The 14,393-nt window shown below is 68.1% G+C and carries 12 protein-coding genes, 1 rRNA gene and 1 riboswitch; of the genes, 1 reads left to right on the top strand and 12 read right to left on the bottom strand.

Features of this window, described 5'->3' with window-relative positions; genetic code table 11:
- Positions 1-45: 45 nt before the first annotated feature.
- Positions 46-2,931 (bottom strand): aminomethyl-transferring glycine dehydrogenase, encoded by a 2,886-nt coding sequence (gcvP, locus tag ABZX79_RS23670; RefSeq protein ID WP_355261049.1) that lies wholly within the window; start codon positions 2,929-2,931, stop codon positions 46-48.
- Positions 2,932-3,134: 203 nt separating this feature from the next.
- A riboswitch (glycine riboswitch) is annotated at positions 3,135-3,231 on the bottom strand.
- Positions 3,232-3,354: 123 nt separating this feature from the next.
- Here gcvP and ABZX79_RS23665 point away from each other — a divergent pair.
- Positions 3,355-3,723, top strand: coding sequence for a PRC-barrel domain-containing protein (locus ABZX79_RS23665; protein WP_355261047.1), 369 nt, complete (start codon positions 3,355-3,357; stop codon positions 3,721-3,723).
- A 377-nt stretch (positions 3,724-4,100) separates the two neighbouring features.
- On the opposite strand, the gene ABZX79_RS23660 is transcribed toward ABZX79_RS23665, so the two are convergent.
- The 11 genes from ABZX79_RS23660 to rrf form a co-directional block, all read right to left on the bottom strand.
- Positions 4,101-5,564: a DNA polymerase IV gene (locus ABZX79_RS23660; protein ID WP_355261045.1), complete on the bottom strand. Its 1,464-nt coding sequence runs from the start codon at positions 5,562-5,564 to the stop codon at positions 4,101-4,103.
- Positions 5,565-5,673: 109 nt separating this feature from the next.
- Positions 5,674-6,303, bottom strand: a complete 630-nt coding sequence (locus ABZX79_RS23655) for a MerR family transcriptional regulator (RefSeq protein ID WP_355261042.1) — start codon at positions 6,301-6,303, stop codon at positions 5,674-5,676.
- Between the two features lie 176 nt (positions 6,304-6,479).
- Positions 6,480-6,953 (bottom strand): bifunctional nuclease family protein, encoded by a 474-nt coding sequence (locus ABZX79_RS23650; RefSeq protein WP_006123076.1) that lies wholly within the window; start codon positions 6,951-6,953, stop codon positions 6,480-6,482.
- 53 nt (positions 6,954-7,006) lie between these two features.
- Entirely contained in the window at positions 7,007-7,750 is a 744-nt protein-coding gene (locus tag ABZX79_RS23645; RefSeq protein ID WP_355261039.1) for a MerR family transcriptional regulator, read from the bottom strand.
- Between the two features lie 17 nt (positions 7,751-7,767).
- Positions 7,768-8,685: an FHA domain-containing protein gene (locus tag ABZX79_RS23640; protein ID WP_355261537.1), complete on the bottom strand. Its 918-nt coding sequence runs from the start codon at positions 8,683-8,685 to the stop codon at positions 7,768-7,770.
- An 82-nt stretch (positions 8,686-8,767) separates the two neighbouring features.
- Positions 8,768-9,574, bottom strand: coding sequence for a DUF881 domain-containing protein (locus ABZX79_RS23635; RefSeq protein WP_355261036.1), 807 nt, complete (start codon positions 9,572-9,574; stop codon positions 8,768-8,770).
- A gap of 5 nt (positions 9,575-9,579) precedes the next feature.
- Positions 9,580-9,912 (bottom strand): small basic family protein, encoded by a 333-nt coding sequence (locus ABZX79_RS23630; protein WP_023543062.1) that lies wholly within the window; start codon positions 9,910-9,912, stop codon positions 9,580-9,582.
- A complete protein-coding gene (locus ABZX79_RS23625) occupies positions 9,909-10,829 on the bottom strand; it encodes a DUF881 domain-containing protein (protein WP_355261033.1) in 921 nt (306 codons plus the stop codon). The genes ABZX79_RS23630 and ABZX79_RS23625 overlap by 4 nt, the downstream gene beginning before the upstream one ends.
- Before the next feature lie 97 nt (positions 10,830-10,926).
- A complete protein-coding gene (locus tag ABZX79_RS23620; protein WP_355261030.1) occupies positions 10,927-13,422 on the bottom strand; it encodes a mannose-1-phosphate guanyltransferase in 2,496 nt (831 codons plus the stop codon).
- Between the two features lie 118 nt (positions 13,423-13,540).
- Positions 13,541-14,149, bottom strand: a complete 609-nt coding sequence (locus tag ABZX79_RS23615) for a CDP-alcohol phosphatidyltransferase family protein (protein WP_355261027.1) — start codon at positions 14,147-14,149, stop codon at positions 13,541-13,543.
- A 143-nt stretch (positions 14,150-14,292) separates the two neighbouring features.
- A 5S ribosomal RNA gene (gene rrf / locus ABZX79_RS23610) occupies positions 14,293-14,393 on the bottom strand; the annotation flags it as partial.

Below are 14,393 nucleotides of genomic sequence, written 5' to 3'. Positions count from 1 at the left end.
GAGGGGCCGGCCCGGAGGAATCCTCCGAACCGGCCCCGACGCACATCAGTTGTCGTACTCGTCCAGCGGCGGGCACGAGCAGACGAGGTTACGGTCACCGAACGCACCGTCGATCCGGCGGACCGGCGGCCAGTACTTGTCGGCGGCCGAGACCCCGGCCGGGAAGACCGCTTCCTCACGGCTGTACGCGTGCTCCCACGCGCCGCCCAGCGCGGCCGCCGTGTGCGGCGCGTTGCACAGCGGGTTGTCGTCCGCGGGCCACTCGCCGGCTCCGACCTTCTCGATCTCCCCACGAATCGCGATCATCGTGTCGCAGAACCGGTCGATCTCGGCCAGGTCCTCGCTCTCGGTCGGCTCGATCATCAGCGTGCCGGCCACCGGGAACGACATGGTCGGCGCGTGGAAGCCGTAGTCGATGAGCCGCTTCGCGATGTCGTCCACGCTCACGCCGGTCGCCTTCGACAGCGGCCGCAGGTCGACGATGGCCTCGTGCGCCACCAGCCCGTTCGGACCGGTGTAGAGCACGGGGTAGTGCGGCTCCAGGCGCTTGGCGATGTAGTTCGCGGCGAGCACGGCGACCTGCGTAGCCCGCTTGAGCCCTTCGGCGCCCATCAGGCGGACGTACGCCCACGAGATCGGCAGAATGCCCGCGGAGCCCCAGGGAGCGGCCGAGATGGGCCCCACGCCGGTCTCAGGGCCGGCCGTCGGCTGGAGCGGGTGGTTCGGCAGGTACGGCGCCAGGTGAGCCCGTACGCCGACCGGTCCGACGCCGGGGCCGCCGCCGCCGTGCGGGATGCAGAACGTCTTGTGCAGGTTCAGGTGGGACACGTCCCCGCCGAACTTGCCCGGCTTGGCGAGCCCGACGAGCGCGTTGAGGTTGGCGCCGTCGACGTACACCTGGCCGCCGGCCTCGTGCACGGTCGCGCAGATGTCGGCGACGTGCTCCTCGAACACCCCGTGCGTGGACGGGTAGGTGATCATCAGCACCGACAGCTCGTCGCGGTACTGCTCGATCTTGGCGTGCAGATCCTCGACGTCGACCTCGCCGTCCTCGCGGGTCTTGACGACGACGACCTTCATGCCGGCCATGACGGCGCTCGCCGCGTTCGTCCCGTGCGCGGAAGACGGGATCAGGCACACCGTGCGCTGGTCGTCGCCATTGGCCCGGTGGTACGCCCGTACGGCCAGCAGGCCCGCGAGCTCGCCCTGCGAACCGGCATTCGGCTGGATCGACACCGCGTCGTACCCGGTGACCTCGGCCAGCCGCTCCTCCAGCTCGTGGATGAGCGTCAGGTACCCCTGCGCCTGCTCGACCGGCGCGAAGGGGTGGACCGCCCCGAACTCCGGCCAGGTGACCGGCTCCATCTCGGTGGTCGCGTTCAGCTTCATCGTGCAGGAGCCGAGCGGGATCATGCCGCGGTCGAGCGCGTAGTCGCGGTCGGCGAGCTTGCGCAGGTAGCGCAGCATCGCGGTCTCGGAGCGGTACTGGTGGAAGACGGGGTGCGTAAGCACCTCGTCGCTCCGCAGCAGCCCCTCGGCCAGCACGTCGCCCACCTTCGCATCGAGCGCCTCGATATCGGCGTCGACCCCGAAGGCCGCCCAGACGGCGGCGATCTGCGCCCGCCCCGTGGTCTCGTCACACGCGACGGAAACAGAATCGGCATCGACCAGCCGCAGATTGACCCCACGCTCACGGGCCGCGGCGACAACGCCGGCCGCCTTGCCCGGCACACGCGCGGTCAGCGTGTCGAAGTACGAACCGTGCACGACCTCGACTCCACCACCGCGCAGCCCCTCGGCGAGCAGCGTCGCGTACCGGTGCGTACGCCGCGCGATCATGCGCAGCCCGTCGGGCCCGTGATAGACGGCGTACATCCCCGCCATGACGGCGAGCAGCACCTGCGCCGTACAGATATTGCTGGTGGCCTTCTCCCGGCGGATGTGCTGCTCACGCGTCTGGAGCGCCAGCCGGTACGCCTTGTTCCCGTCCGCGTCGACGGAGACACCGACGAGCCGCCCGGGCAGGCTGCGCGCGAACTTCTCGCGTACGGCCATGAACCCGGCGTGCGGACCACCGAAGCCCATCGGCACACCGAAGCGCTGGGTGGTACCCACCGCGATGTCGGCGCCGAGCTCACCGGGCGAGGTGAGCAGCGTCAGCGCCAGCAGATCAGCGGCAACGGTGACGACAGCCCCCAGCGCATGCGCCTGCTCGACAACCGGCTTGAGGTCCCGGACAACGCCCGAAGCACCGGGGTACTGAAGCAGCACACCAAAGACACCACGCTCGGCGACCTCGGCCGGAATCCCTTCCGCCAGATCAGCGACAACAACCTCGACACCGGTCGGCTCCGCACGCGTCTGAATGACTGCCACGGTCTGCGGCAGCGTGTCGGAGTCGATCAGGAAGACACCTTGCTTGACCTTGCCGACGCGGCGCGAGAGCGCCATGGCCTCGGCGGTGGCGGTGCCCTCGTCAAGCAGCGAGGCACCGGAGGTAGGCAGCCCGGTCAGGTCGGCCACCATCGTCTGGAAGTTGAGCAGCGCTTCCAGCCGGCCCTGCGAAATCTCCGGCTGATAGGGCGTGTAAGCCGTGTACCAAGCCGGGTTCTCCATGACGTTGCGCAGGATCACCGGCGGTGTGAAGGTGCCGTAGTAGCCGAGCCCGATCATCGGGGCCAGCACCTGATTGCGGTCGGCGAGCGTGCGCAGCTCGGCCAGCACCTCGGCCTCGGTGCGCGCGTCGGGCAGCCCGAGCGCCTCGGCGCTCTTGATGACGTCCGGCACCGCGGCCGCGGTCAGCTCGTCGAGCGAGCCGTAACCGACCTGGGCGAGCATCTTGGCCTGAGCTTCGGCATCGGGCCCGATGTGGCGCTGCTCGAAGGGGATGCCACGCTCAAGGTGTGAAAGCGGAATGCGGTTTGCGGTCATCTGCGGAAGGCCTCCTGGTCTGACACGACCTGCGAGGGGCACCACGACACGGGTACCCGGACGGCCTCCCCCTCTGTCATCTCAACCTGAGAGCTTCACCGGAAGACCGCGCGCGTGACGTCGCTGACGTCGAGGGTCGTTCCGGCTTTCACCGTCGGTGAGGAAGGGATCCATACGGAACCCGCCCTGCTTTCCAGAGTGACCTCGTCCGTGCGGTACGGGGGCCTGAGAGATTCCGGGGAGGATTTGCTCCTTCGGCGTCTCCGGCATATTCACCGGAGACTCTCCCGCACGGGGTCAGCAGCCATTGGCCAGCCTACCAGCGAGCCCCGTCGTGGATCCCTCGAGTGGCCGAGTCCACAGATGTGCCCTTTCGTAGGCTTTACGGGGCATACGAACCAGCTGCGATCAGTTGGAGGGACCGTGCAGACCGACATCGATCCGCGCAGCCTGATCGGCCGCAAGGCATACGACCGCAATGGCACCAAGATCGGAACAGTGGACGAGGTGTACCTCGACGACGCCACGGGAGTCCCCGAATGGGCGGCGGTACGCACCGGGCTGTTCAGCCGTGACGCCTTCGTCCCTCTGGAGCCCAGCAAGGTCGTCGACGACTCCCTCCGCGTCCCCTACGACCGCGCCCTGATCCGGGACGCCCCGGACTTCGGCGTCGGCCGCCACCTCTCCCCCGAGCAGGAACTCCAGCTCTACCACCACTACGGCCTGGACATCGCCTCCCCCGCCCCCGACCGGGACTTCGGCCACCTGGCAGGCGAAGACCCCCCAAGCTGACACCACCCCACCCCAAGGCCGCCCGGGGCCCACCCCCCGAAGCCACACCCCCCGGCACCCACCCCGCCCGCCACTCCACACCAGCCCCGGCACCCACCCCATCCGGCGGTGCCCCGCCCGGGGGGCACCTGGGGTTGCAGGCTTCGACCACCGCCCCTTCCCGGAACCAGCCCGTCCGGCGCTGGAGAACCCGGCCCAAGGGCATCCCGGGCTACAGGCTTCAGCCGCCCCCCTTCCCCTATCAGCCCGTCCGGCGCTTGAGGACACGCCCGCAGGGCGTCCGGGGGCCTGGGGGCTCGCCCCCAGTTTCGGGAAGGGGCGGGGTGGGGGAAAGAAACCGGCGCACCAAAGCCCCGGGCAGGACAACTCGAGCCCCGCTAAAGACGCGGCATTTCCTCCCCCGCCCCCGGCAGGGACTCCGGCCGCGAGGCCGACGACGCTCCGTCCCCGTCCCCACCCACCCGCACCCCCACCAACGGCAGCGGCTCCGACGCCACCAGATCCGGATCGTCCACCTTGAAGGTCCGCACCCGCCCCGGCGGCGACGTCGGCTCCTCGAACCGCACCGTCACCCGCCCGACGCCACTGCCCTGCACCCACCCCGCTCCGTACTCGGCGTGCCGCACGTCCTGCCCGGCCAGCCACCGCCGCTCCGGAGGCGGCTCAGGCACCGGAACCACCGGCCCACCCGTCACCACCGCCTCCCCGCCACCACCCGCCTCCGCCTCCGCCTCCCCGCCGGCCACCGCCAAACCGGCCACCGCCGCATCGGCCGCCTGCGCGAACAGATCCTCCTGCGTGAAGTCGGCGAGCCCCGTGACTCCCACGCCCAGCAGCCGCACGCCACCCGTGGTGTCCACCGACTCCAGCAGCCGCCCCGCGGCCTCCCGCACCACCGTCGGATCGTCCGTCGGCCCACGCAGCGTCTCCGACCGCGTCAGCGTCGAGAAGTCGTACCTGCGCACCTTCAGCACCACGGTCCTCCCGGACCGCCCCGCCGCCCGCAACCGCTGCACGCACCGGTCGGACAGCCGCACCACCTCGTTCCTGACCCGGACCCGGTCGTGCAGATCGACCTCGAAGGTGTCCTCGACCGACACCGATTTCGCATCCCGCTCGGCCACTACAGGCCGTTCGTCGTGCCCGACGGCCATTCGGTACAGCGACACCCCGTGCGCCTTCCCCAGCAGCCGTACAAGCTCGTCCTCGCCCGCTTCCGCCAGGTCGGCGACGGTCGTCATCCCCGCCCGCCGAAGATGCTCGCCAGTGGCCGGCCCGACGCCGGGCAGAATGCGCACCGGCATCGGCGCCAGCAGCTCCCGCTCCGTCCCCGGCTCAATGAGCACCAGTCCGTCCGGCTTGGCCTGCTCAGACGCGATCTTCGCAAGCATCTTGGAGCCCGCCAGCCCCACAGACCCCGTGAGCCCCGTGACGGCCCTGATGTCGGCCCGCAGCAGCTCTCCCGCCCTGCGGGCCGAGGCCGAGTCGTCGGCCACCCCGCCCGCCTCCAGGTCCACGAACGCCTCGTCCAGGCTCAGCGGCTCCACCAGCGGGGAAAGCCGTCCGAGCAGTTCCAAGACCTGCTCGCTGACCGACCGGTAGAGAGCGAAGCGCGGCATCAGATAGGCCGCGTTCGGGCACAGCCGGCGCGCCTGCGCCACCGGCATCGCGGAATGCACCCCGAAGCGCCTGGCTTCGTACGACGCGGTGGCGACGACCCCGCGGGTCCCGATCCCCCCGACCACCACCGGCTTTCCGCGCAGACTCGGCTTCGCTGCCTGCTCTGCGGCGGCGAAGAAGGCATCCATGTCCAGATGCAGGATGGTCGGCGCGGATCTCACACCACCGATGCTGCCGTACGGCACTGACAATCGGGTGTCCGGCAGCGCGTCGAATCGGCGCCCGGCAGCGCGTCATAGGGACAGAAGAGGCCGAAGAGGTACCGCCCGCTCAGCCGGCCTTGTTACGGCGCCGTGCGAGCTCATCAGTGGGGTTGTGCCCGACCAGCGTCTCGCCCGTATCGACGCGCTCGCCGTGCAGCTGGGACAGCGCGCTCTCCACGTCCCGCCACACCACACCCACGGCGATCCCGAAGACGCCCTGCCCGCCCTGGAGCAGCTCGACGACCTCGTCGGGCGACGAGCACTCGTACACCGTCGCCCCGTCGCTCATGAGCGTCATCCGCTCAAGATCCTGGAATCCCCGCGCCCGCAGGTGCTGCACAGCGGCGCGAATGTTCTGCAGCGCGACACCGGTGTCCAGGAATCGTTTGACGATCTTGAGGACGACGACATCGCGGAAGCTGTAAAGACGCTGGGTGCCGGACCCGTAAGCGGGCCGCACGCTCGGCTCCACCAGCCCCGTACGCGCCCAGTAGTCGAGCTGCCGGTACGTGATCCCCGCCGCCGCACACGCGGTCGGCCCCCGGTACCCGATGCTCTCCGTGCTCGCACTGGTATCGGCCGCCGTCGTCCCGCCCATGGCCGACGTCACGCCCTGCCGCCCCACCAGAGGGTCGACCGCACTGCCGTGAAGCGGATACGGCCCGCCCGCCACCGTACCGTCGCCGCTGCTTCTCACGCCGACCTCCGTCCTTGACCTGCCCTGTCGACGGTAGGCAGTCACCCGGGGTGCGTCAACGATCGCCACACTCGGCACGCCGAGTGATAATCACCCTGAGAGTGGTTTCCCGTGCCCCACTTCGGGGAAAGGCTACTCGAATGCGCGGACAGCGCCTGGCGCACGGCGTGCGCGGCTCACTGGCTGTTGGTCCCGAAATCCTCGGGAGAGATCTGGTCGAGGAACTCGCGGAACTTCTCCACCTCATCCTCCTGTTCGTCAGGAATCGCGATCCCCGCGTCGTCCAGCACGCCGTCACTGCCGTAGATCGGCGTTCCGGTGCGCAGGGCCAGCGCTATGGCGTCCGAAGGCCTCGCACTCACCTCGACTCCGCTGGCGAAGACCAGCTCGGCGTAGAAGACCCCTTCCCGCAGGTCGGTGATGCGGACTTCGGTGAGCTCCTGGCCGACCGCTTCCAGTACATCCTTGAAGAGGTCGTGGGTCAGCGGCCTGGCAGGAGCCATCCCCTGCTGGGCGAAGGCGATCGCGGTCGCCTCCCCCGGCCCGATCCAGATGGGGAGGTACCGATCGCCTCCCACTTCACGCAGGAGCACGATCGGTTGGTTCGAGGGCATTTCTACCCGGACACCTACGACGTCGAGCTCGTTCACACAGCAACCCTAGGACGTGCCTGGCAGGTTTGGGTAGTCGGGCTCCCCCGAGCTCAGTGCAGCCGCACGCCGAGGGCTGTCTGAATGAGGGCCGAATGGAGCTTGACGGACAGCTCCGCGAGCTCCTTGGCGGTGGCCTCCGCATGGGCTCTGGTCTGCGGATTCCGGTGTCGGCGCAGCGGCGCGACCACCTGTTCGACCAGGCCGGCCTCACGATCCGCCGCCGCTTTCACGGCGCGCAAATGCCGCGGCTCCAGACCGAACCGGCCAAAATCGGCGACAAGCTTGGCCACCGTGACGACCTCGGCGTCGTAACCGCCACCCGGCAGGGGCGAGATCAAGCCGTACGACTCCCAGACATCGAGCTCCTCCTCGCCGACCTCGGCGGCCGCCAGAAGCTCGTCCCGTCCGATCCGGGCCGCGGTCGGCCTGTCGGCCCCGTGCCCGGGCGCGTCGTCGGGCGGTTCGCCCGGCCCACCGGCAACCGGAAGCCGCACCTGCTCACCGCGCTCCAGCGCGTCGAGGTGCTCACGAATGACCTTGAGCGGAAGGTAGTGATCGCGCTGCATACGCAGCACCTGGGCCAGCCGCTCGACATGGTCGGGGCTGAATTTGCGGTAGCCGGAGGGCGTCCGCTGCGGTTCGACGAGTCCCTCGGTCTCCAGAAAACGAATCTTGGAGATGGTGACCTCGGGGAACTCGTCACGCAGCAGGTTCAGCACGGTGCCAATACTCACCAGCCGGTCGCCCGCGGTGGCGGTGCCGTTTCCGGCACCGCCCGTCGGTGTTCGCTGCATGGACCTTCCCGTACGGGTCAGATGGCCCGCTGGCTCGCGTAGAAGACCAGCCGGTACTTACCGATCTGCACCTCGTCGCCGTTCGACAGCGGGACCGAGTCGATCCGCTCCCGGTTGACGTAGGTGCCATTGAGGCTGCCGACATCCGAGACGGTGAACCCGCCGTCCGCACCCCGGCGGAACTCCACGTGCCGCCGCGAGACAGTCACGTCATCGAGGAAGATGTCGCTCTGCGGGTGCCTGCCGGCCGTGGTGAGCTCGCCGTCCAGGAGGAAGCGGCTGCCCGAGTTCGGGCCGCGGCGCACCACCAGGAGCGCCGCACCGAGCGGAAGGGCGTCGACGGCCGCCTGGGCCTCCGGCGAGAGCGACGGAGCGGCGGTCTGTCCCGTCGCCTCCGCCTCGTACGCCTCGAGCCCGGAGATGGAGATCGTCGACGTCGTCTCCGAGGGACGCTCGGCGGCCACCCCGGCCCGCAGCGGTGCTCCACAGTTGGAACAGAAACGACTGGCCTCGGCATTGCGGTGCCCGCACCTCGTACAAACCGGCAAGGCCGACATGGACGGATCCTCCTGCCGCGGCTGCCCCTGAGGGGCACTTGAGGCTGACGATTCCCCGAAACCTATGCGGCCGGGACCAGCGGGGTCAACAGACGACGCGCCCGGTCCACCCGAAATGTCACCGCCCGGACCAGCGACCTCGTCCCGGAAGAGCGGGCGCTCACCACCCTGCTCGTCAGCCTCTCCACCGCGCTGAGCACGGTGGCGCGCAGTGCTGTTCGCACCGTCCTCGCGTGCACTCTTGCCGAACAACTTCCCAAACAACTTCACGGGCGATTCCCCTTGACTGAAACAGACCCGCCCGTGGGGCAGGACGAACCCTGAATGAACACACCTGCCGAACCGGACATCTTCACAACGTCCGTATCCACCAAACAGTTTCCACCACGCACCATGCCTTCGGTGCGCCGACCCCCCGCAACCTCATGCCCTTGTCCCCGTGCCCCCATGCGCCCCCGCCTCACTGCGATGACGACTGAGCGTAGTCAGGCTGCTTCGCTGGTCGCAAGGCATCCACGACGATCTTCTGGGAGCGGACAACCGTAGCGACCGCCCGCTCCTCCTCCAGGGTCTGGACAACCCCGCCAGGGATGTTGAGCGCGGGCTCCAGGTCCTCCGGCTTGCCGATCACCTCGAAGCGGTATGGCGCGGTGACCTTCCGCCCGTCCACCTCGATTCCGCTGCCGCTGTCCAAGAAGTACGTGTCCGCCACGACCCTGACGTCATTGATCTGGATCGCTTCCGCACCGGCCGCACGCAGTTCCTGGATCGCGTCCAGCAGCATGTCGGCCTCGACCGTGGAGTGCGGGTCCGTGATCGTCAACGTGATGCCGGGCCCTTGCGCCGCCACCGTGCCGGCCAGCACACCGAGCTGACGCTCCTTCTCCAGCGTCTGCTTGCGCGCCTCTTCGGCCTGGTCCGAGCTGTTCTCCAGCTCGGTCTTCTGATCGTCGAGCTTCTGCTTCTCGTCCTCGAGTCGCTGCGTACGATCGTCCAGCTCGTCGAGGATGCGCACCAGGTCCTCCTGACGCGCTCCGCGCAGCGAACTGTCGTCGCTGTTCGACCTGACCTGAATGGCGAGTCCCAGCCCCAGCACGAACAACAGCAGCGCCACGATCAGCTGCGCCCGAGTGACCCGCGGCGGCCAGAGCGCCGTGATCAGCCGCTGACGCCCCGTCGCGGGCCGCTGAGCCGGCCGCTCCTGAGCCTGCGGTGCCTCTTCGTCGCGCTGCGGGCTGTCTCGCTGCGAGTTGTCTTCTGTACTCATCTGCCTCACGCCCGGAACACGTGACGGCGAATCGCCGCCGCGTTGGAGAAGATCCGGATGCCGAACACCACGACCACGCCCGTGGACAGCTGCGCGCCGACGCCCAACTTGTCACCCAGGAACACGATCAGGGCCGCCACCACGACATTCGACAGGAACGAGACCACGAAGACCTTGTCGACAAAGATTCCGTCGAGCATGGCCCGCAGGCCACCGAAGACCGCGTCGAGCGCCGCGACGACGGCAATCGGCAGATACGGCTCGACCACCGCCGGTACCTCGGGCCGGACCAACAGTCCGACCACGACTCCCACGACGAGGCCCAGTACGGCGATCACGATGTGCCCTTCCCTGTGTTGGCCGCGTCCTGCCCGGCCCCCGCGACCAGCGGCTCTGCTGTACGTACGATCAGGCTCGGCGCGGCGGGAAGCCGGACGTCGTCCTGAACGGAAATGCTCCTGCGGATGCCGTAGCTCTCCTGCAGCACACGCAGGTACTGGCCATCGGCGCTGTCCTGGAATCTGGTACTCAGCCGCTCCCCCGGCCCCACCGCCAGCACCGTATACGGGGGCACCAGCGGCCTGTTGTCGACCAGTATGGCGTCGCCGGCGGCCCGGATCGCCGACAGGGACGTCAGCCGCTGGCCATTGATGGCCACCGCCTCCGCACCCGAGGACCACAGGCCGTTGACGACCCGCTGCATGTCCCGGTCCCGCAGCCGGCCCGTATCGGAGAAGCTGGTGCTCTCCCGCGGCCCGCCGCCACCCTCGTCGCTGTCCTTGGCATCGTCGACGACGAGCTTCACACCCGGCCCCTGCACCGCCGTGGCACCGGACAGCAGAGCCACCAGCCCGCCCTGGTCCCCACCGTGCTTCTCCAGCGCCTTGCGCTGGCGCTCTCCCACCTCGGCCCGGAGCTTGTCGACGTTCTCCTCGATCTGGTCCGCCGCCGCGGTCTCCGCCTCAACCCGGCTGATGAGCTCTTCGCGCTCCTTGGCGATCACCGGCGCCTCAATCCGCGCCTGCGCGGCACCGACGGTGACGACCAGCGCGGCAAGCACAAGGCCGGCCGCCAATCCGAGTTTCGCGCGCATCGAGCGCGGCATGCCTTCGGTGCCGTCGGCCTTCCTGCGGGCGGTCGCCTCCGCGTAACCGTCGTCGAGGCTGTGGTCCATCACATTGGTCAGCAGCGACATGGACGCGTCGGGGCGCCGAGGTGGCGGAGAGGTGCTCCGATCAGGGGACTGCTGCGACATGCCGCACATCGTCGCACGTCGCGGCAGCTACCACCGAATGGCCCCACCGGTGTGCCGGACGGCGGCGTCGCACCCCGTCCGGCACACCGGTCACACGTCAGTGACCTGCGCTGTCCACGACCGCGGACCACTCGTCGAGCAGCGCCTGGGCCGAATCGTCATCGGGCCCCTCGGCCCACAAATGAGTGACAGCCTCCGCGGGGTCGGGCAACACCATCACCCATCGCCCGTCCGCCTCAACCACCCGCACACCGTCGGTCGTGTCCACGAACCGCTCTCCGGCGGCCTCGACCACGCGGCGCATGACGAGACCCTTCACAGCCCACGGCGTGGCCAGATCACGCCGCAGCACATGGGCTCGCGGTATCCGCGCGTCGATCTGGCTCAGCGTGAGCTGCGTCCTGGCCACCAGCCCGATCAGCCGCACGAAGGCCGCCGCGCCGTCGAAGACACTGCTGAACTCCGGAATGATGAAGCCGCCGCGCCCGTCACCACCGAAGATGGTGGACTCCTCACGGCCGACCCTCGTCAGGTCGTCCGGCGAGGTGGTCGTCCACTCCACCTGCGTTCCGTGGTACGCCGCGACCTGCTCGGCGATCCTGGTAGTCGTCACCGGCAGCGCCACCCGCCCACTGCGCCGCTCAGCCGCGACAAGGTCGAGCATCACCAGCAGCGCCCGGTCGTCCTCGATGATTCGCCCACGCTCGTCGACGAGCGACAACCGCTCACCCACCGGGTCGAACCGCACCCCGAAGGCTGCCCGCGCCGAAGCGACGATCTCACCGAGCCGCACCAGACCGGAGCGGCGTGAATCGATCGTCTCGGTAGGCCTGGACTCGTCCAGCCCCGGATTGATGGTCAGCGCGTCGACCCCGAGCCGCCCGAGGAGGCTGGGCAGAACAAGGCCGGCGCTTCCGTTGGAAGCGTCGACGACAACCTTGAGCCCCGAGTCGGCGATACCCGTTACGTCGAGGTTCCGCAGCAGCGACCCGGTGTAGGAGTCGAAGACACTGGCCGGAAAGTGCAGGTCACCGATCTCACCGGGGAAGGCCCGCCGGTACTCCTGCCGCGCGAACACCCGGTCCAGCTTCCGCTGCCCGGCCTGCGACAGATCCGCGCCCCGCTCGTCGAAGAACATGATGTCGACGGAGTCCGGCACACCCGGAGTCGTCCGGATCATGATGCCGCCGGCACTGCCCCGCGCCGTCTGCTGACGTGCCACAGGCAGCGGTACGTTCTCCAGGTCGCGTACGTCGATGGCGCTCGTCTGCAGCGCCGAGATCACCGCCCGCTTCAGCGCTCGCGCACCACGCGAGTGGTCACGCGCGGTGGTGACCGTCGCACCCTTCTTGAGCGTCGTGGCATAGGCGCCCGCGAGGCGAACAGCCAGCTCCGGAGTGATCTCCACGTTCAGAATCCCGGAGACACCACGCGCGCCGAAGAGGTGCGCCTGGCCCCGGGACTCCCAGATCACCGAGGTATTGACGAAGGCACCGGCCTCGATCGTCTTGAACGGGTAGACCCGCACATTGCCCTGAACAATCGATTCCTCACCGACGAGGCACTCGTCCCCGATGACGGCGCCGTCCTCGATCCGGGCGGCCCGCATGATGTCGGTGTTCTTGCCGATGACACAGCCGCGCAGGTTGCTGTGCTGGCCGATGTAGACGTTGTCATGCACGACGGCCCGATGGAGGAACGCCCCGCTCTTGACGACCACATTGGAGCCCACGACCGTGTGCTCACGCAGCTCAACGCCGGCCTCGATCTTGGCGTAGTCACCGATGTAGAGAGGCCCGCGCAGCACCGCGTCCGGATGCACCTCGGCGCCTTCGGCCACCCACACACCGGGAGAGATCTCAAAACCGTCGAGATCCACGTCGACCTTGCCCTCGAGTACGTCGGCCTGCGCCTTGACGTAACTCTCGTGCGTGCCGACGTCCTCCCAGTAGCCCTCGGCGATGTAGCCGTAGATCGGCTTGCCTTCCTTCATCAACTGAGGGAAGACATCACCGGACCAGTCGACAGAGACGTCCGCCTCGACATAGTCGAACACCTCGGGCTCCATGACGTAGATGCCCGTATTAACAGTGTCCGAGAAGACCTGCCCCCACGTGGGCTTCTCCAGGAACCGTTCGACCTTTCCTGCTTCATCCACAATCGTGATGCCGAACTCCAGGGGGTTCGGCACCCGGGTCAGGCACACCGTGACCAGCGCGCCCTTCTCCTTGTGGAATCTGATCAGATCAGTGAGGTCGAAGTCGGTGAGGGCATCGCCAGAGATAACGAGGAAGGCATCGTCCTTCAATGCTTCTTCGGCATTCTTCACACTGCCGGCAGTGCCGAGTGGCTTCTCCTCATTGGCATAGGTGAGCTCCATTCCAAGCTCTTCGCCGTCACCGAAGTAGTTCTTGACGAGCGAGGCCAGAAACTGCACGGTCACGACGGTTTCATTGAGCCCATGCCGCTTGAGCAGCCGTAGCACATGCTCCATGATCGGCCGATTGGCAACCGGCAGGAGCGGCTTGGGCATGCTCGAGGTCATGGGGCGAAGGCGCGTGCCTTCACCACCAGCCATCACGACGGCCTTCATGTCGGAAAAGTCCTCCTCGAAGAGAGACGACGGTCTAGCCGACTTCGCCCGTCCGGGACTGCCCGAGAGGCATCATGCGCAGACAATCGGGCGCCGGACAGCGCCACAATCGGCAGGCTCAATCGGCCGCGGTCTCCGCCTTCACCAGCCGGCGGACCTGGACCACGTAGAGGATTCCTGCCCACCAATACAGAGTTGTACCCCATCCAGCGAACGCCCATCCGAAAATAGCAGCCAGTGACGGCAGCCACCCGGTTCCGTCACTGAGAAGCAGCAACGGGAAGGCGTACATGAGGTTGAAGGTAGCGGCTTTCCCCAGGAAGTTCACCTGCGGCGGCGGATAGCCGTGCTTGCGGAGGATGCCGACCATCACCAGGAGCATGAGCTCACGGGCCAAAAGGGCAGCTGTGAGCCACAGCGGCAGGATCTCGCGCCAGGTGAGTCCGAGCAAGGTGGAAAGGATGTACAGCCGGTCAGCCGCAGGATCGAGCAGCCGCCCGAGCTTGCTGATCTGGTTCCAGCGACGGGCGAGCTTTCCGTCGAGATAGTCGCTGATGCCGCTGAGCATCAACACGAGCAATGCCCAGCCATCGCTCTTGGGCCCACCGAACACGGGCAGGAGAATCAGCCACAGAAACAAAGGCACGCCGGCGAGGCGAGCCATGCTGAGGATGTTCGGGATGGTGAGCACCCGGTCCGTCTGAACGCGGGTCTCCTGGACCTCCACCCGGGGGCCTCCTGAGGAAACGTGCCAATGATGTCCCCGACCCTACCCTCAGCCACAGCCACCGAGCACACAGGGGTACGAACACCTCCAGAACGCAGAAAAGCCCCGCACCATGAATGGTGCGGGGCTAGTCCACAATGATTGTTCGACGGCGTCCTACTCTCCCACAGGGTCCCCCCTGCAGTACCATCGGCGCTGAAAGGCTTAGCTTCCGGGTTCGGAATGTAACCGGGCGTTTCCCTAA

Source organism: Streptomyces sp. NPDC002994, from assembly GCF_040611155.1.
GTDB lineage: Bacteria > Actinomycetota > Actinomycetes > Streptomycetales > Streptomycetaceae > Streptomyces.
This window is presented reverse-complemented; position numbering and strand designations above follow the sequence as displayed.